This is a genomic window from Chryseobacterium sp. Leaf180, assembly GCF_001424585.1.
GTDB lineage: Bacteria > Bacteroidota > Bacteroidia > Flavobacteriales > Weeksellaceae > Chryseobacterium.
The window spans coordinates 175,576-192,622 of sequence record NZ_LMPJ01000001.1; the positions used below are offsets into that span (position 1 = coordinate 175,576).

20 protein-coding genes are annotated in these 17,047 nt (G+C 38.3%); 16 read left to right on the forward strand and 4 right to left on the reverse strand.

The genetic code is table 11. The features are described from left to right. Position 1 precedes the first annotated feature (1 nt). From ASG01_RS00680 to ASG01_RS00690, 3 genes are all read left to right on the forward strand, one after another. Positions 2–541, forward strand: a complete 540-nt coding sequence (locus ASG01_RS00680) for a hypothetical protein (RefSeq protein WP_131725306.1) — start codon at positions 2–4, stop codon at positions 539–541. 204 nt (positions 542–745) lie between these two features. Continuing rightward, positions 746–1,021 carry a DUF1294 domain-containing protein gene (locus ASG01_RS15630; protein WP_082498269.1) on the forward strand — a complete coding sequence of 92 codons (276 nt, stop codon included), beginning with the start codon at positions 746–748 and terminating at the stop codon, positions 1,019–1,021. Positions 1,022–1,079: 58 nt separating this feature from the next. Further along, entirely contained in the window at positions 1,080–1,775 is a 696-nt protein-coding gene (locus ASG01_RS00690; RefSeq protein WP_082498270.1) for a 2'-5' RNA ligase family protein, read from the forward strand. Positions 1,776–1,999: 224 nt separating this feature from the next. Here ASG01_RS00690 and ASG01_RS00695 read toward each other — a convergent pair whose 3' ends face one another. Further along, positions 2,000–2,392: a Fur family transcriptional regulator gene (locus ASG01_RS00695; RefSeq protein ID WP_055858451.1), complete on the reverse strand. Its 393-nt coding sequence runs from the start codon at positions 2,390–2,392 to the stop codon at positions 2,000–2,002. Positions 2,393–2,473: 81 nt separating this feature from the next. Here ASG01_RS00695 and ASG01_RS00700 point away from each other — a divergent pair, with 81 nt between their 5' ends. Then, positions 2,474–3,382 carry an NAD(P)/FAD-dependent oxidoreductase gene (locus ASG01_RS00700; RefSeq protein WP_055858455.1) on the forward strand — a complete coding sequence of 303 codons (909 nt, stop codon included), beginning with the start codon at positions 2,474–2,476 and terminating at the stop codon, positions 3,380–3,382. A 28-nt stretch (positions 3,383–3,410) separates the two neighbouring features. Here ASG01_RS00700 and ASG01_RS00705 read toward each other — a convergent pair whose 3' ends face one another. After that, positions 3,411–4,427, reverse strand: a complete 1,017-nt coding sequence (locus tag ASG01_RS00705) for a sodium:calcium antiporter (protein ID WP_055858458.1) — start codon at positions 4,425–4,427, stop codon at positions 3,411–3,413. Positions 4,428–4,707: 280 nt separating this feature from the next. Here ASG01_RS00705 and ASG01_RS00710 point away from each other — a divergent pair, with 280 nt between their 5' ends. The 12 genes from ASG01_RS00710 (at position 4,708) to ASG01_RS00765 (ending at position 16,178) form a co-directional block, all read left to right on the forward strand. Continuing rightward, a complete protein-coding gene (locus tag ASG01_RS00710; RefSeq protein ID WP_055858461.1) occupies positions 4,708–7,161 on the forward strand; it encodes a fibronectin type III domain-containing protein in 2,454 nt (817 codons plus the stop codon). A gap of 150 nt (positions 7,162–7,311) precedes the next feature. Further along, positions 7,312–7,554: a tyrosine-type recombinase/integrase gene (locus ASG01_RS16150; protein WP_262483859.1), complete on the forward strand. Its 243-nt coding sequence runs from the start codon at positions 7,312–7,314 to the stop codon at positions 7,552–7,554. A gap of 187 nt (positions 7,555–7,741) precedes the next feature. Continuing rightward, complete coding sequence (locus tag ASG01_RS00715; RefSeq protein ID WP_055858466.1) at positions 7,742–8,341, forward strand: hypothetical protein; 600 nt, start codon at positions 7,742–7,744, stop codon at positions 8,339–8,341. 154 nt (positions 8,342–8,495) lie between these two features. After that, the gene (locus ASG01_RS00720; RefSeq protein WP_055862000.1) at positions 8,496–9,029 is read left to right on the forward strand and encodes an SMI1/KNR4 family protein; all 534 of its coding nucleotides are present in this window, start codon (positions 8,496–8,498) and stop codon (positions 9,027–9,029) included. A 169-nt stretch (positions 9,030–9,198) separates the two neighbouring features. After that, on the forward strand, positions 9,199–10,749 hold the full coding sequence (locus ASG01_RS00725) for a HEAT repeat domain-containing protein (protein WP_055858468.1): 1,551 nt from the start codon (positions 9,199–9,201) through the stop codon (positions 10,747–10,749). 173 nt (positions 10,750–10,922) lie between these two features. After that, on the forward strand, positions 10,923–11,201 hold the full coding sequence (locus ASG01_RS00730; RefSeq protein ID WP_055858472.1) for a hypothetical protein: 279 nt from the start codon (positions 10,923–10,925) through the stop codon (positions 11,199–11,201). Continuing rightward, positions 11,198–11,593, forward strand: a complete 396-nt coding sequence (locus ASG01_RS00735; protein WP_131725307.1) for a hypothetical protein — start codon at positions 11,198–11,200, stop codon at positions 11,591–11,593. Before ASG01_RS00730 ends, ASG01_RS00735 begins: the two co-directional genes overlap by 4 nt. Positions 11,594–11,791: 198 nt before the next feature. Further along, positions 11,792–12,325, forward strand: coding sequence for a MepB family protein (locus ASG01_RS00740; protein ID WP_055858479.1), 534 nt, complete (start codon positions 11,792–11,794; stop codon positions 12,323–12,325). Positions 12,326–12,544: 219 nt separating this feature from the next. Further along, positions 12,545–13,111, forward strand: coding sequence for a hypothetical protein (locus ASG01_RS00745; protein ID WP_131725308.1), 567 nt, complete (start codon positions 12,545–12,547; stop codon positions 13,109–13,111). 197 nt (positions 13,112–13,308) lie between these two features. Beyond that, positions 13,309–13,845, forward strand: a complete 537-nt coding sequence (locus ASG01_RS00755; RefSeq protein ID WP_055858488.1) for a hypothetical protein — start codon at positions 13,309–13,311, stop codon at positions 13,843–13,845. Between the two features lie 171 nt (positions 13,846–14,016). Further along, on the forward strand, positions 14,017–14,535 hold the full coding sequence (locus ASG01_RS00760; RefSeq protein WP_131725309.1) for a hypothetical protein: 519 nt from the start codon (positions 14,017–14,019) through the stop codon (positions 14,533–14,535). 170 nt (positions 14,536–14,705) lie between these two features. After that, a complete protein-coding gene (locus ASG01_RS00765; protein ID WP_055858494.1) occupies positions 14,706–16,178 on the forward strand; it encodes a serine hydrolase in 1,473 nt (490 codons plus the stop codon). Between the two features lie 274 nt (positions 16,179–16,452). On the opposite strand, the gene ASG01_RS16280 is transcribed toward ASG01_RS00765, so the two are convergent. Further along, positions 16,453–16,593 carry a transposase gene (locus tag ASG01_RS16280; RefSeq protein ID WP_082498306.1) on the reverse strand — a complete coding sequence of 47 codons (141 nt, stop codon included), beginning with the start codon at positions 16,591–16,593 and terminating at the stop codon, positions 16,453–16,455. A gap of 3 nt (positions 16,594–16,596) precedes the next feature. Beyond that, positions 16,597–16,758 carry a hypothetical protein gene (locus ASG01_RS15940; protein ID WP_157844167.1) on the reverse strand — a complete coding sequence of 54 codons (162 nt, stop codon included), beginning with the start codon at positions 16,756–16,758 and terminating at the stop codon, positions 16,597–16,599. Between the last annotated feature and the right edge of the window lie 289 nt (positions 16,759–17,047).

Sequence of the window (17,047 nt, forward strand, 5' to 3'; positions counted from 1 at the left end):
CATGAATACTTATTATAACTTTTCCATGGAATCTTTTTTAGTTTTTGTCAAAAGCTTAAAAGAGATGAAGCAAAAAAGAATCTTATTTATGATCGAGGCTTACCAAAACCTTTCCGAAAACTTTATTTATGATACAAATTTCGGCACTTATCCGGATTACCAAAATATAGGTTTTGACAAGCAGATACGAACTGAGTTTTATTTACATTACACGCGATTCGCTTTTTCCATTCAGAAAGATTTATTTAGTATACCAAATGACGAATCTAAGATCTACTGGGAAAACTTGAAAATAAGTCTTCTTAAAAATTTAGGATTAGATAAGACCATTTTTGATTATGAATACAAAACATTTACAATTGGCTTGAAACTAAAAGGTTTACGTAACATATCAAAAAAAGATTTTTCGAAAATCAGTGGACTATCACAACGAAAAATAGATTTGATTGAAGAATACTGTTTTATGGCAAAATTAAATGATGTTAGAATTTATGTAGAAAGAGGACTGGGAATAAATTTTTCTCTGATTTTAAAAGAATGAATTTTTACAATTAATTAAAAATTTGTTTTGACATCTATTAGATTTGTAGTAAAGCTCCATAGATAAACCTTACCGCTTACACTTATATCGTAAAAATATTTTTCTGCTTAAAGCACTTCACGCTCAGGTTTTTTGTTTTAAATAAAACGGTCATTGGTAAAGCTTAAAACATTCAATTCGCTACCTTGCAGACTTTACTACACTATGGCCACCAAATACTACCTCATCCTCATCACCGTCATCACCTTCCTCGCGTTCGGGTGGGACAAACGGCTGGCAAAAAACGGAAAACCGCGTCTCGCCGAAAGTGTCCTGCTCATCCTGACGTTTCTTGGCGGTACTTTTGGGGCCCTCTTTGGGATGACGTTTTTTAAACACAAATACGCAAAGAAAACTTTTATTCTCAAACTGGTGCTCGTCATCGCGGCCCAACTGGCACTGGTCTTTATTCTCAAAGAACATCTCACAGAGCCCCGCTGAGGAAAAAAGGTATTCTTTTTTCTGTTGAAACATCCGTTCATAACAAAACGTTTTTATAATGAAGCACACCCATCCTGTCTCCGGAATATACGACGGTTTGTTTGAAAAGTCCATCCCTGCGATTGAGGAGGGAAAAGTGGAGGTGGATCCGATGATTGACGGCATAAACGATACGCGGCGCGGCATTACCTTGCTGACAAGACTTTCACAGCCGGTGATTGAAAACATTGAACGGTTTCAGAATGAATTGAGACAGATAGATCAGCATCAGTATGAGCAGCCGTCTGCCGATCTGCACCTTACCATCCTGTCACTGATTTCCTGTTATGCCGGATTCAGTCTGAATGATATTCACGTACAGGACTATATGGAGATCATCGCAGAAAGTGTACTGAATATCCGTCCATTCAGTATTCGGTTCAGAGGCATTACGGCTTCAAAAGATGCCGTGATGATTCAGGGATTTCCGCAGGATGACAGCCTTGAAATAATCAGGGAACGGCTCAGAACAAATCTAAAAAAAACGTCCTTGCAGCAGTCCGTCGATTCACGCTACAAAATAACTACGGCTCACATTACCGCGGTCCGTTTCCGCAAAGAACTGAACGTACCCTCCGGATATGCGGCAGCACTGCAGCGCTTCCGGAACTTTGATTTTGGAGAAATCACGGTATCCTCACTGGATCTGGTGTTCAACGATTGGTATCAGAAAAAAGACATCGTCAGAACCCTTCATCGTTTCGCTTTAAAGTAATAACTCCTCATAATTAATAATTCATAATTCACAGTTCACAACTCATATTTCAAAACCCTCCACGCATTGCTTTACGTACTCATTACACATAATTAATAATTAATAATTAATAATTCATCACCCTCCACGCATTGCTTTACGTACGCATTACTCATAATTAATAATTAATAATTAATAATTAATAATTAATAATTCATCACTCCCTTACAGCCTACCTCCTTCTTCTACCGCCTGTCCGAACATTCCCTGCAAATGCCTGAAAGCGTAAACTGCATCTCACGGACGGTGTAATCTTTCGGAAGTTGGTACGTCGGTTTTACCTCTTCAAGACACGTCACCAAATGGCACTGTTCACAGCTGAAATGGATGTGATCGTGGCTGTGCGCGTCGCTGCATGAATGACAGACAGCATATCTGACAGCACCGTCGGCAGTCATAACCTTATGAACCAGACCTTCCCCGGTCAGGCGGTCAAGAATCCGGTAGACGGTTACGCGATCGCAGCTTTCGGTCATCCGGTCTTTAAGTTCGGCAGGCGATAAGGCGGTTTTTGATTCCGTTAAAAGCTGTTCGATCTCACTCCGGGCAGCGGTATTTCGGGTATTTTTCGTCTTCATTTTTAATCTGTTAATGCAACGGTGTTGCAGATACAAAGATAATGATTACTTTTGCAACCATGTTGCATTAATAAATATATTATGAAAAGTCAGTTTGAAGTCATCATTATCGGCGGCAGTTATGCCGGACTTTCCGCGGCCATGTCTCTGGGACGTGCAATGCGCAATGTTCTGGTCATCGACAGCGGCTTGCCGTGTAACCGTCAGACCCCGCAATCACACAACGTCATCACACTGGATGGTGAAAAGCCGGCGGATATCGCTGCGAAAGCCCGCGATCAGGTGTTGCAGTATCCGACGGTGCAGTTAATTAACGATGTAGCGGTCAACGGAAGAAAAACCGACCGTGGTTTTGAGATCGGAACCCGGAGCGGAAAGGTCTATATGGCAGAAAAGCTGATTTTTGCGGCAGGCGTAAAAGATCTGATGCCTGATATTCCGGGATTTGCCGAATGCTGGGGCATCAGCGTAATTCACTGTCCGTACTGTCACGGCTATGAAGTGAGAAATACCAAAACAGGCATTCTCGGCAATGGCGATGCGGCTTTTCATTACGCCCAGCTGATCCGCAACTGGTCTGAGGACTTAACAATATTTACCAACGGAACATCAGCGTTCACCGCGGCGCAGGCAGAGATCCTGAGCAGGCATTCCATTCCCGTTATAGAAAAGGAAATTCAGAAGATCAGTCATCATGAAGGGATGCTTCACGAATTGGTTTTTAGCGACGGATCGGTGGAGGAGCTGAAAGCGATGTATTCAAGACCACCTTCCGAACAGCACTGTACAGTTCCGGAGATGCTGGGATGTGAAATGACGGAGCACGGACTGATTGCCGTGGATGCATTTCAGAAAACTACCTTGCAAAACGTGATGGCCTGTGGCGACTGCGCGACGCCTTTCCGTTCGGTAGCCGCCGCCATTTATTCCGGAAACCTTGCCGGCGCAATGCTCAACAACCGCATGACGGAAGAGGCATTTGCCAGGTAAGGTTTTGCTGGAGTACAGTAAGGTTAGATCATTTAACAAAAAAGAGTCCGAGCACCGAGAGCAGGTACAGAATCAGTACCACCCACGAATCTCTTCCAAGACCTTTTTTGCGGTCGGGCAGCTTCAGCACCATTCCGGTCAGATAAACCAGGGTAATCATCATCGCGACCACCGTTAGGTACACATCGGTCTTGGCCGCGTTGGGCAGGAGGGCATCACTGCTGATTACCGTGGCAACCAGGAACAGGACGGGTAAAAATGAATTGCCACCGAATATATCGCTGATAATAGGCTGATAGGTTTTGGCCTTTACAAATGCCAGTCCGCCCGAGATCTCCGGCAGCGAGGTGACCACTGCCAGTACGGTAGCCCCGAAGATAATACCGTTGATCTTAAAATGAGAGGCAATAGCGTCACTGGTGACTTCCAGCAGCACCCCGAATACCAGGATAATCAGCGAAATGCCGGTGAGCCAGATAATGGCCGATCTTTTTGTATACGGTGATTTCTGATCTTTCTCGGATTCCGACGGTTCATCCTTTGTTTTGCTCTGCTGGATTTTTTTGAGGATCACAATGCTGGCAATCCACGAAAAAACAATCATCAGTTCAGGAACGGTACTCCGGAAAAAGATTTGGGTTTCTTTCATCTGCTTCCCGAGAATGACCAGGGCAAGGATAAACACGAGGAAGAGCCCCTGTATCAGGCTCGATTTGTTGCTCACAAGGGTGCTGAGTGGCTTTTTTTCTTTCCGCGAAGCAAAATCAAACAGCACCAGCAGTACCGACTGGATAACGATGCCTCCGAGAATGTTCCCTATGGCAAGCGCGGTATCGCCTTTCAGCGCGCCGTTCACGGTAATGGCAATTTCCGGAAGGTTCGTAACGACGGACAGGATGAGGGTGCCGCCAAATGAACTGCCGAGCTGAAAAGTTTCGTCGATAAAATTGACGACCTTCGAGAGTCGGTTGCTTGAAATCCACAGCAGGCCTGCAGAGACGATAAAGATCCAGATGCTGTACTGAAAGCCGATGGTGAAATTCATTGAATTAGGTATAATTGGTCAACTTAAATAGGCATATAACGTCAGCTGGTCCGTTGTGACGTGTTTGCCTGTTTTGTTCAGCAAATAAAGACATTTTGCAGACAATAATGCATGGGTGGTATAAAATTGTGAATCATTTTAAATGAATATCAGCGACTTGACTTGCGGACTATGAGGTATATTGTGCTTAAATCGTTTTAATTGGAAATATTTAAAGTGTTTTGTTATTAAAACGGTAATAAATTTCTATATTTAACCGAAATTTAAAACCAATTCTTTTATGAAAACAAAATTACTTTTGGCAGGCATGCTGTGCAGCATGATGTCGGGTTTGTCTGTTGCTCAGTATTACCAGTCCGTTCCATTGACGGCGGCCGGTTTTACTGACGACGTAATTGCCAATGGAGCCGGTCTGGCATCGGTCACCACCACCAGCAGTATCGACGATACGGGCAATGGAGCAAACTTTGCGTATTATTCCAAAGATTTTCAGGCTACGCCGGCGCCTGCGTATGGTCTTGCAGTGAACGGATATTATAACTCAGCAGTGACGTCCACGCCGTGGTTACCGGTACAGCTGCAGTCGTACTCAGCCAATAACAGTTTAAGAATGGTGGCAGCAGGATCAACCGGAACGCTGACGTTTGCGACTCCAACTGCGGCAACCAAAGTCTATGTGATCGGAACCAGCGGAAGCGGAAGTTCATCACTCAACGCGACGGTGAATTTTTCAGACGGTACAACACAGACTGCATCGGTGACACTAAGTGACTGGTATAGTAATAATGAATTTGTGGTTCAGGGAGTAGGAAGAGTGGGAAGAGCGACCAACGCAACTGAAGGTACTGCAACCAACCCAAAAATTTATCAGAGTCTGATTACCATTACTGCCGCCAACCAGAGCAAGACCATCACCAGCATCAGCTTTGCCAAGCCTGCAGTGGAAGGTTTTGCAAATATTTTCGGTATTTCTGTAGATAAATACAGCCCATGTATGGCCGGAACTTCGGTTACGGCTCCTGCGGCATCTCTGGGTACAACCTCTGCAGTGGTCAACTGGACGGCGCCTTCTACAGCGCCTACGTCGTATGATGTGTATTATACAACTTCACCGGTAGTACCTTTTGATTCGGCTCCGGCAACGGTTTCAGGCATCTCTGCCACAACGGTAACGTTAACGAATCTGAACTCAAACACAGTTTATTATCTGTGGACACGTGGATCTTGTGGAACCACAAAAGGGACATGGTCTTACGGAACATCTTTCAGAACGCTTTGTTCTGCATTTACAGTTCCGTATTCGGAAAATTTTGATACGACAGCTACAGGCTCAACGACCGCAACCAATGCACCAAGCTGCTGGAATTATCTGGAAACTTCAGGTTTCCCGGGTTCAGGATATGTTTCTGCATCCAATGCGAACAGTGCTCCAAATTCATACATCCTTGCGAACAGCTCAGCAACGACTGGCAACGGAATGTTGGTAGGACCGACAACAACGGCGCTTTCAAGTGGTCTGAACAGAGTGAAATTCTATGCAAAAGGCAGTGCAGCCAATTATACGCTGGAAGTCGGAACGGTTTCGAACGCCGCTGATGCCAGTACATTTACTGCGATTGGAAGCCCGATCTCTCTCACGACGACGCATTCTTTATATACCGTAAATATTCCTGCGGGGACCAATCTTAATCTGGCTTTCAGACATGGATTAGGAGGTACATCTCGTACGATTTACATTGATGATGTGACAGTGGAAGCGATTCCTGCTTGTGTGGAACCTACAGGTTTGGCTTCATCAAACGTTACCGCAAATTCAGCAACCGTATCCTGGGCACTGCAGACACCGACTCCGGTATCTTATGAGCATTATTTGTCAACAGCGAATACCGCTCCGACAGCAACCACCAACCCTACAAGTAGCGACACACCAAACGGAACCAATCTTACCAATTTGCTGAATGGTACAACCTACTATTTCTGGGTACGTTCTTCTTGTTCGAACGGATCAAAAAGTACATGGACAGGTCCGGTATCATTTACAACCATTACACCGGCACCGGTAAATGACGTGTGTTCAGGAGCAGTGACTTTGACGGTAGGAAGCAGTTTTGCACAGAATGAAATCACAGCAAGTAACTCTGGAGCAACAACGGATACTACTTCTTCGACATGTGCAGCCTCAAGTTCTGTCAATAACATCTGGTTTAAAGTAGTGGTTCCTGCTTCAGGAAGCGTTACTGTTGAGACGGGTGCAGCTACAGGTTCGCCGTTTACAGACTCAGTTTTGACGGTATTCAGCGGATCTTGCGGAATACTGACACAGGTAAGCTGTAATGATGACATTACTTCAGGATCAAATATTTTCTCAAGAGTAGCCGTTACAGGCAGAACACCTGGTGAGACATTATACGTAAGCGTTGCAAGATATAGTAATGTAGGAAGTGACGGACCAATAAAAGTGTCTGCATATAATGCAAATTTAGCAACGACGGAGACTTCAGCGGCTAAAAAAGAAGTATCGGTGTATCCAAATCCTTTCTCTGATGTACTGAATATTTCAGATGTTAAAGATCTGACAGCGGTAGCGGTATATGACATGAACGGAAGACTGGTAAAAACCATTGCCAAGCCTGAGGCACAGCTTCATTTGGGTGAACTGAATACAGGTTTGTACATGATTACCCTGAAATACAAAGACGGATTTACAAAAACCATTAAAGCGGTTAAAAAATAGAAATCCTTGATTTGAATATCTAAAGGCTGTCTCTTCGGAGACAGCTTTTTTTTATGATGTAACCGGGAATGGGTTAAGTTATAAAATTCTTTCAATCATCTGCCTGAAAGGTTATGTTTTCATGTACAGCCTGTATTTAAAAATGAGCAGATATCATATAGGCTATATACTGCGAACTTACTTTTTATAGGCCACGAAAAGATCACGGTGAATTCTGAAAAAAGTTTGCAAAGTGTTTTGAAACAAGCCGTAAAAAAGTGGAGTATGACAAAACCCGTTTCTTTATATCGGCTTAGACATAGTTACGCTGCACATCTGGTGGAAAGCGGGACAGATCTTCGCTACATAAAGGAATTGTTTGGACACCGCAGCAGCATGACAACGGAGATTTAGACGTACGTAAGCATTAAATCCAGTTAGCAAATAAGTATTCTGTTTGATGACTTGTAATTATTTTTTTAATACATTTGATATCATACGAAGGATGATATTTGTCAGATCAAGCCGTCTAAAAATAGGTGTATCGGTCTGATTTTTTCCGAAATATATATAAGTAAGCTATAATACTGGAAGAACGCATATGACAGAGAAAGGATATAAAGAATTAGACTGTTCAGTATTAAGTTTTCAGTTTATAAAAAGGGAAAGTGAAGAATATTGGGAACAGGTTAATTTGGACGTCTTTTGGGGATTTCAAATTCAAGAAGGTAGTAAATGGAAAAAAGGTTTATCTGAACCTCAATTGGAAGATTTTCAGAAAAATTTAGGAATAGCTTTTTCTGAGCCATTAAAAAACTACTATCGGACCATGAATGGACTTGATAAACCTGGAATAAATAATAATGGTGGAGAAGGAGCAATCGAATTCGGAACGACATTTTATCGATATCCTGAAGATATTGAGAGAATAAAATCACAAATCAAATGGATTTTTGAAGACAATAAGGTGACTGATGAAATTATCAATACTCAAAATGCACCTTCAATTATTCCTTATTTAGGGCATAGATTTTTAATATTAGACAATGAAGGGGCAATTTTATCTATGTATGGTAATGATATGATCATCTGGGCAGAAAATTTATCTAAAGGAATAGCACGTGACATCTTTCCAATTCATTCAGCAATTGAAATGAAAAATATTAATATGAATTCATTTTGGAACAGAAAAGTACGGTAGCTGACAAGATTTTTGCAACAGTGGGGCGAAACTGCAAAGCTTAAGGGTAATTCTTCGGTTCAACTTAGTGCAAAAATTGAAGATTTGTGCTTCGATTGCCCCACCATCGCAAAACCCCGAAACGTTAGCTGATATTCTAATCAACGATACACCAATGAAAGAACAGACAATTAAAAACATAGTTGACTTCCACTTGAAAAAATGGGTTGACAATGAACTTAATAGTACGCCAATTGACGTCGAACCTGATATGGCTGACCCAAATCAAGACAAGAATGAGGAGTGGCGTAATTGGTTTCCTATCGACAGTAAAGTGACAGATGCTGAAATTGAGGAAATGGAAAACAGAATTGGGCACAAATTTCCAAGTGACTATAAAACTTTCTTGAAACATAAGCACTTTTACGAACTTCAGATTTCAGAAGCTTCATTTTGCGAACATCCTTTAAACACTTGGAGAGCAAGCCTTACAGAAATGATTTTTGATGGTTATCCTACCGAATTTCTAATTGACAAAGGTTATATCCCATTTATAAATTGGAGCGATTGGGGTTTACTATGTTTTGACACTAACAGAAACAAAGATGACAAAAACTATCCAGTTGTATTGTGGGACCACGAAAATGCAAATGAGTTTCAAGACTTTTCCAAGGATTTTTATGACTTAATTACTAAACTTGACGAATAAGAAAGAAAAAACATTAGGTGACACGGGTTTTGCAACAGTGGCGTGAAACTGCAAAGCTCAACGGCATTTCTTCGGTTGAACATTTGTGCGGAATATCCTCACCTGCGGTAATACTCAAAACGATGGTCGCAAGCTTAACCGATGTCACCACAAGAAAGAAACAAACGAAATGGAACTTTGGAATTACTTACAGATTTTAGGACAGAAGAAACAAGGTTGGCCTTTCAGAAAGGACAACCTTGAGGAAAGACTTTTTGCATTGGCAAAAATTTTAGAATTGGGTTATCCGAGTTCAATTCAAAACCTAATTCCATTTCTCACAGACGAAAGCAAAGAAATTCAGCATACGACGTGCAGTGTAATTATTCAGTTATTTAAAAAAATTGAAACTAAAAAAGGTTATTACGACACATTAAAACATTGCGACATTTCAAAATCAGACATTGACTTTTATAGTGAAACCTTCTCAGACGAAAATTGTACAATACTTTACTCGATTGCAACACTTAATAGTAATGGATATATAAGAGAAAAAGCCATTAAAAAACTTGCTGAAAGCAACAGCGAAAAAGCCATTCCATTTATTGTTTACAGATTGGCTGACTGGGTTCAGGCCGTTAGACAAGCTGCTTTGAAAAGTATTGAGAATTTCAAAAAACCAAAATTCATCAATGCGCTCGTTGACAATCTTACAATTTTTGAATGGTTACAGAAAGTTCAGAGAACAGATCTGAGTTCAGTTCACTCAGACATAATGAATTTTGTGGTTGTAGAGAATAAAAAATATGTATTTGAAAACTTTAAAACATTTACCGACAGAACACGAATTCTGATTGCAAAGCAAATTGCAGATTCAGAGGATATTAAACGTGAAGATTTAAAAATATTTTTAAGCGACAGGCATTTTTTGGTTCGCAATTTTGCCTTATCTCATTTCGACAAATTAACGCAGGCTGAAATTGACAATCTTTTAAAGGACAAATCTGCACGAATTAGAATGCGAACACTTTACAGTTTGAAAGACAAAGAAAATTTTTCAGACTTAGTTTTCCCATTTCTTTCAGACAATTCGGCTTCTGTCCGTGACTTTGCTCGCTACGAATTGAAAAATAATATTTCTGACTTTGCAACAATTTATAATGATAATTTACTAAACAGAAAAAAAATAATTGGTTCTTTAAGTGGACTTGCCGAAACAAACGGGAAGGATTTCGTTGAAACTGTTGTTCCTTTTTTGAATGACCCAAAAATAAAAATTAGAAAAGCAGCTTTTTTAGCGCTTAAACAGTTAGACAATAACAAAGCTTACAGTTTTGCTTTGCAGAATTTAGACAGTGAGTACATCGGAATACGAAATATAATTATTGATTATTTTGCCGACACTGCGACAACAGAAGTTTTACAAAAAGCAAGAGAAATATATACGGACGGCCAATACGAATTAAGGAAATCAATGCTCAAATTATTTAGTAAAATTGGCAAATGGACGGCTATCGCAGATATTATAATTGGAACTATTGACGAAAACGAAAATATAAGGCAGCTGAGTTTGGGATATTTACAGCAATGGCGAAATAAAGCAACACGCTATTTTACGCAACCTAAAGAAGGAGAGCTTGAAAGAGCAAATGAAATGTTTAGGTTTGCTTTTGAAGTACATGAAGAAAAGAAATACTTTAACCAAAATCCATTGAAAGGAATTGACTTCTATTTAAGATAACCCAAAAAAGCCAGCCACCAATAAGGGTTTTGCAATAGTTGGGGCTCACGTGCAAAACTCAACATTAGTAATTCTATTGAGCATTTGTGCGAAACTGAACTTTTGTGCTTCGGTTGGCTTACCGACGCCAAGCCGAGAAACTATAACAGCAAGCAATCTAAAATACACCCTAAATGAGAAAAACTATAAAAATAACTTTTAGTGTAATAGCATTTATCATAGCGGTAATGTTGACGGTGATGTCAGCTTCATCAGGAGGAAAAATAGTATTAGTCTCAATTATTTTAATTGCGTTTGGAGGCTTTGTTATTTCGTTGACTTATGCAGCTTGGACAAACAAAGCTACAAAAACTGCTTTTTTGAATAGCCTTGAATTGTCATTCGGTGTAAGCTCATTTATTGTTATTTTGGGATACTTATATACTGCCTTACAACCAATTATCTTAAAATGAAAACAGTTTACAAAATATCTGCTCTAATTTTATTGATCCCGACTGTTTGTATTTTATTTATATTGGGAAGAATTTCGTTAATAGAAGGTTACAATATTTTTGAACCTTACATTGACACAGAATTTGGAGAAAATTACACTCCAGAAAAATTCGAGCTTATAAACAAAGAATTTACAGAAGAAGAAGTTTTAAAAACAGTTGGAAAACCCCTGTTTATTCATCGAGATACTTTGACCGGAGAAATTGAACTTACATATACAAATGACGGTTTCTTAAGACGAAAAAGCAATAGAAATTATGACATTGAAGATTTTGCTTGGTATCGTTCAAGTGTACATTTTGATTCAATTGGAAAAATAATCCGAATTGATAAAGGATGGAGTTACGACTAAATTTGCCTGCTGTTGACAGCAGTTTGGCAAAATGCCGGTTTCCAGTGCTGAATTTAACGTTCGGTTTTCAAATGAGAAGTGGTGCTGAAATGAAAGTACATCCTTCTAATTGCGCCACAACACCGATGCTTTAACGTTAGCTGTCATTGTAAAACGACCGGCAAAAAAATGAACTAACAAAATATTGACACGAAAAAAATGACAACTGAAAACACGTTGATACTTCTAAGTTCAATTCATACCGACTTGAAAGCCATGAAAGAATTGGTGTATGATAAATGTGGTTTTAAATTGACAGACTTGAAGCAGAGCACCGAAAGTAAAGAATACGGAGCTTGTTCTTTTAAACTTAACGGAAAGACAGTTCAACAGCGAGTTTCTAAAATTACACCGGCAAAAACGGGACAATTTGTAACGTTTTGGAAACGAAACAGGGACGGAATAACGGAACCATTTGACATCTCAGACGATTTTGATTTTTTAATTATCACGGCAAGAAATGAGGAAAAGTTCGGACAATTTATTTTTCCAAAATCTGTGTTGGCTGAAAAAGGAATAATAACACGAAACGGGAAAACCGGAAAACGTGGAATTAGAATTTATCCTGTTTGGGATGTGACAACTAACGAACAGGCGGGGAAAACGCAAAGTTGGCAGACAGAATATTTTACAACAGTTAAAGATAACAACTCAATCGACCTTGAATTGACAAAAAAATTATTAAGACAGTAAAACAAACAAAACTGACGGGGAATAACAGCGGACAGCTATTGAGGTTTTTGTGTCAGGTGGGCTGAAGTGCAAAATTCAACGGCAGTTTTTCGACTAAACTGCATAAAATTCAAGATTTCTGCTTTGATAGCCCGACCATCGTAAATCCCAAAAATGGTATGTGTAATTTTATAGACGACAAAACAGACAATATGACGAAAACCAAATAGATAGGTAAGAATGGGAATATTTATAATAATTGGACTTGTAGTTATAACCTTATTGACTGGTTTGACCTATTTAATTTATCTCGTTCCAAAGAAACTGGGTTATCCAAAAGTTGGAAAATATCTAGCTATACTTGTTGGACTTTTTTTTGTTTGGCTGACCATAATTACAATTTTCGAAGATCAACTTTTTTCAAAAAAAGACGCAAGAGAATTATTAATTGAACAAGACATTAACTTAGCAGACAAATTTGAAATTCTTGAAAATGAATCAATGTCAGCAATAGGTGACTATTACCACACATTTACCTTAGACATTTCTGAAAAAGACAGGCAGATAATTATAAATCAAATAAAAAATTCTCCAGATTTTAAAGGATTTAGAGATAAAAAAGAAGACTTATTTCGTTCGGCAGATGACCGTTATGAGGGGAATAAATTGACAAAAAATTATGAAAGTGACAGACTGTATGTAAGAGAATATTATCAACCTAATGGACAAGGGTATGCTCCGACTTATAGGAAGATAGAAGTAGATAAAAAACAAAGTAGGCTCACTTTTGAGGAAATAAATGAGTAAAATACCTACAGATAACAGTGGTTTTGCAATGGTAGGGCGAAACTGCAAGTTCAACGGCAGTTCTTCGATTGAACTTTTTTGCAAAATTAAACTTTTTTGCTTTGATTTCCGCCACTTCGCCAAGCTGAAAATCATTGTCCGTCAGCTTATAACGACAACCAAAATGAAAGAAAATGATTTTAAAAAAGTGAGATAAAATGGGATTTGGATTTAATTTATTTGTGATTTTTGTCGTTTTACCTTTGTCTGTGATTCTTTTGTCTGTATGGATATTTTCAAAAAACAAAATATTTGGGAAGACACTTGGATTTATTTGGCTTGGCATAGTTGGACTTATTATATTCTCTCTGACAGCACAAACTTTGACTGCGAAAAAGGAATTAAAAAAAAAGGATTATTATGGAAGTTATATTATTTACCGAGATTTTTTTCCTGGCAAACAAGCGAATTGGCAATATGAAAATTTTAGATTTGAAATAAAAAATGACGATAAAATCTATTTTTACGTTACTGACAAAAAAAAAATAGTGAAAACATATAGTGGAACAATTTCAACATTGTCACCATATGGCTCAGAAAGACTTGTCATAAAAATGGAACAACCAACAATTCATATACTGAAAACTAATCCAACAATTTATAGAAGTGCTTGGAGTTTCTATTTAGTGTTTCATTCTGACAAATTCAATAATATGTATTTTAAAAAAGGAACTTGGAAATCAATAAATGAATAAATTTAACAAAAAAAAACGCACAACATAGGAAGTGTCATGCAATAGTGGGGCGAAACTGCAAAGCTTAAGGGTAATTCTTCGGTTCAACTTAGTGCAAAAATTGAAGATTTGTGCTTCGATTGCCTCACCATCGCAAAGCCCCGAAACGTTAGCAGCAGGTATAAATGACAAATGACAGTAGAAGAATTAGGACACAAAGAATTAGAACTCTATTCTTCTGTAATTTCCCTAAGTGGAACTATGGAAGAAAAAACCGAGCAGATTAAGATTTTGGGATATTCAGAACAATATAAAAAAATACATTCAGACTATGCAAAACTAAACAAAAGTGATTTAGAAGCATTAAAAAGAGGTTTATTTTTAATTTGGTATGCTCGAACAGAATCTTCTTGTTATACCGGAATTGCAGACTTAGACCCAGACGCTGAAAAAGCAATAATTGAGACACTTGACATACGGATAAATATGAATGTTACAGATTATGAACTCGACTGGATGTTGAGTTATTACTCAAATTTTGAATTTGCTTTCGAACAATTCCGAAATTACAAATCATTTTACACAAAACTAACAACAGAAAAAACTGAAATGCCGAACTCAATTGATATGGAAGAAATGAAAACAAGAGGACAAATGGGAGTGTATTGGATTTCATTAAATAGATATAACGATAAAAATACCTGTTGCTAACAAGGGTCTTGTAATAGTGGGGCGAAACTGCGAAGTCTAACTGTATTTCTTCGATTAAGCTTTTGTATAAAATTGAAGATTTGTGCTTCGATTGCCCCACCATCGCAAAGCCCCGAAACGTTAGCTGTTATTTTAACAAACGACACTGCAAAACTGAACGACAAAAATAAATGAAGAAACTTTTTACAATCCTTTCTATTCTCTTGACAACTTTTTCTGCATTTGCACAGGTTGACAAAAATTCAGACCTCTATAAAACCATTCTCTCAAAAGACAGTTTGCTTTTTGATGTTGGTTTTAATACTTGCGACATCAAACAGTTTGAAAACTTGTTGAGCGACAACCTTAAATTTTATCATGACAAAGATGGTATTTCTGACAAAACAAAATTTCTGACTGACTTAAAAAATGGAATTTGCAACAACCAATCTAATCGCCAAGTTCAGCGATTTTTGGTAAAAGAAAGCACCGAAATATTTCCACTGTATAAAAATGGCGTTCTTTATGGTGCGGTTCAGAATGGCGAACATAAATTTTCAGAAAAAAGAGAAAGTCAAGGCGGAATCGCAAAGTTCACCAACGTTTGGCAATTAGAAAATAGCGAATGGAAACTAACTTCCTCATTTAGTTTTGATCATCAAGCTGACGAAAATAAAAAAACTGAAAAATCAATTTTTGACAACGAAACTAAAATTGAAAAATGGTTGAAAGAGAACAAAGTACCAACTTTGGGCATTGGCGTTATTGAAAATGGTAAACTGCAACAGGTAAAAGTTTTTGGCGAAATTTCAAAAGGAATTTCTGCACCGTACAACACTATTTTCAATGTTGCTTCTTTAACTAAACCTGTTACCGCAATGGTTGCGTTAAAGTTGGTAAGTTTGGGAAAATGGAGTTTAGACGAACCTGTTTACAACTATTGGACTGACCCAGATATTGGCAACGACCCACGAAATAGGAGACTGACAACAAGGATTATTTTGAGCCATCAAACAGGTTTCCCGAACTGGCGATATATGAATGAAAATAAAAAACTCAATTTTCAGTTTGAACCAGGAACGAATTATCAATATTCGGGCGAGGGAATGGAGTATTTGAGGAAAGCATTGGAAAAGAAATTTAAAAAATCATTACAACAATTGGCTAATGAACTTATTTTTCAACCATTAAAAATGACTGATACAAAATATATTTGGGACAAAAATGTGGACACCACAAGATTGGCAATTGGTTATGATAGAGATGAAAAAGCGTACGAAATTGTAAAGAATAAAATACCCAATGCCGCAGACGATTTATTGACAACTGTTGAAGATTACAGCAAATTTTTGGTGAGTGTAACGAACGGCGATGGCTTATCAAAAATTGTGTTTGAAGAAATGACCAAAAACCAAGTAGCAAGTACAAAAGGAAAGCATTTTGGTTTAGGTTTTGAAATTTATGATTTAGGAAATGGTGAAATAGCTTTGTCTCACGGCGGTTCAGACAATGGTGTCCAAACAATTGTATTTATTTTACCAAAAACAAAACAAGGACTTTTGATTTTCACAAATTCAGACACAGGCGGAAGCGTTTTCGAAAATTTATTGAAACATTATTTAGGAGAAAACGGACAAAAAATATTTGACATAGAGACGAAATAGAAAAACAACAGCTAACAGCAGTTTTGCAAAATGGCGGGTTTAGTGTTAAATTCAAGCTCAGCTCTTCGATTGAACTTTTGTACAAAACTGAACATTTGCGCTTCAATTGCCGCAACAGTCGCAAAGCCCCAAAACATCAGACTGTGAAAAAACCAGAAATTCCCTTTTAAAAACTCATCATGTGAGCTCTTCTCAAGATGGTTAAGCTCGTTGAGTGACACCGATTTTTTATGCAGCTAATTTTTCTATTTGAAAATTAAAAGTCCATTTCGGCTTAAAATAAGCTGTGATCAGCGATTTTGCGGACACATTCTTTTTCCAGCTTTCCGGAACTGAGAAGTCCGTTAAGGTAACCGTACAGATGGATCTTGAGGAATATCTCTGTGCTGTAACACGGTCTGACTTCTTTTTTCAGGGTCTAAAGCTCGAAACCCAACGCTCCCAATTGAACATTCTTTACAAAAGCATCGATGAAACGAACCGGATTATCTTTCGTACTATTCTGTTCTAAACTCGTAAAAATCATCTGGTTGCGGGCAATTCTTGTGATATGCTGCATCACTAAAGATACGGCTTTCATCTCCCGCAACTGAAATGTTTTTGCTACTTTTGATTAGATGAACAGAGGTTTTTTCACAGACTGTCGTTATGTGTCATTTTATGAGAGTGGTTATATCAATAAAATTTATAGTTTTTATCTTGATTTTATCAGGTTGTAGAAAATCTGACAATTCTCAAATAAAACCTGAAAAAAAATAATATTTTCAGCATTTCAGAAATTTACTAACTTTAATAAAATCACTCGAACTTTTACAATTTTCGAGGATAGCACATATATTTTTACTGAAAATATTGTCGATGAAGATCAT

What these genes read in the sequence shown, in the direction of transcription:
- ASG01_RS00680 (WP_131725306.1), top strand. Translation starts at nt 2, where the DNA reads ATGAATACTTATTATAACTTTTCCATGGAATCTTTTTTAGTTTTTGTC.
- ASG01_RS15630 (WP_082498269.1), top strand. Translation starts at nt 746, where the DNA reads ATGGCCACCAAATACTACCTCATCCTCATCACCGTCATCACCTTCCTC.
- ASG01_RS00690 (WP_082498270.1), top strand. Translation starts at nt 1,080, where the DNA reads ATGAAGCACACCCATCCTGTCTCCGGAATATACGACGGTTTGTTTGAA.
- ASG01_RS00695 (WP_055858451.1), bottom strand. Translation starts at nt 2,392, where the DNA reads ATGAAGACGAAAAATACCCGAAATACCGCTGCCCGGAGTGAGATCGAA.
- ASG01_RS00700 (WP_055858455.1), top strand. Translation starts at nt 2,474, where the DNA reads ATGAAAAGTCAGTTTGAAGTCATCATTATCGGCGGCAGTTATGCCGGA.
- ASG01_RS00705 (WP_055858458.1), bottom strand. Translation starts at nt 4,427, where the DNA reads ATGAATTTCACCATCGGCTTTCAGTACAGCATCTGGATCTTTATCGTC.
- ASG01_RS00710 (WP_055858461.1), top strand. Translation starts at nt 4,708, where the DNA reads ATGAAAACAAAATTACTTTTGGCAGGCATGCTGTGCAGCATGATGTCG.
- ASG01_RS00715 (WP_055858466.1), top strand. Translation starts at nt 7,742, where the DNA reads ATGACAGAGAAAGGATATAAAGAATTAGACTGTTCAGTATTAAGTTTT.
- ASG01_RS00720 (WP_055862000.1), top strand. Translation starts at nt 8,496, where the DNA reads ATGAAAGAACAGACAATTAAAAACATAGTTGACTTCCACTTGAAAAAA.
- ASG01_RS00725 (WP_055858468.1), top strand. Translation starts at nt 9,199, where the DNA reads ATGGAACTTTGGAATTACTTACAGATTTTAGGACAGAAGAAACAAGGT.
- ASG01_RS00730 (WP_055858472.1), top strand. Translation starts at nt 10,923, where the DNA reads ATGAGAAAAACTATAAAAATAACTTTTAGTGTAATAGCATTTATCATA.
- ASG01_RS00735 (WP_131725307.1), top strand. Translation starts at nt 11,198, where the DNA reads ATGAAAACAGTTTACAAAATATCTGCTCTAATTTTATTGATCCCGACT.
- ASG01_RS00740 (WP_055858479.1), top strand. Translation starts at nt 11,792, where the DNA reads ATGACAACTGAAAACACGTTGATACTTCTAAGTTCAATTCATACCGAC.
- ASG01_RS00745 (WP_131725308.1), top strand. Translation starts at nt 12,545, where the DNA reads ATGGGAATATTTATAATAATTGGACTTGTAGTTATAACCTTATTGACT.
- ASG01_RS00755 (WP_055858488.1), top strand. Translation starts at nt 13,309, where the DNA reads ATGGGATTTGGATTTAATTTATTTGTGATTTTTGTCGTTTTACCTTTG.
- ASG01_RS00760 (WP_131725309.1), top strand. Translation starts at nt 14,017, where the DNA reads ATGACAGTAGAAGAATTAGGACACAAAGAATTAGAACTCTATTCTTCT.
- ASG01_RS00765 (WP_055858494.1), top strand. Translation starts at nt 14,706, where the DNA reads ATGAAGAAACTTTTTACAATCCTTTCTATTCTCTTGACAACTTTTTCT.
- ASG01_RS15940 (WP_157844167.1), bottom strand. Translation starts at nt 16,758, where the DNA reads ATGAAAGCCGTATCTTTAGTGATGCAGCATATCACAAGAATTGCCCGC.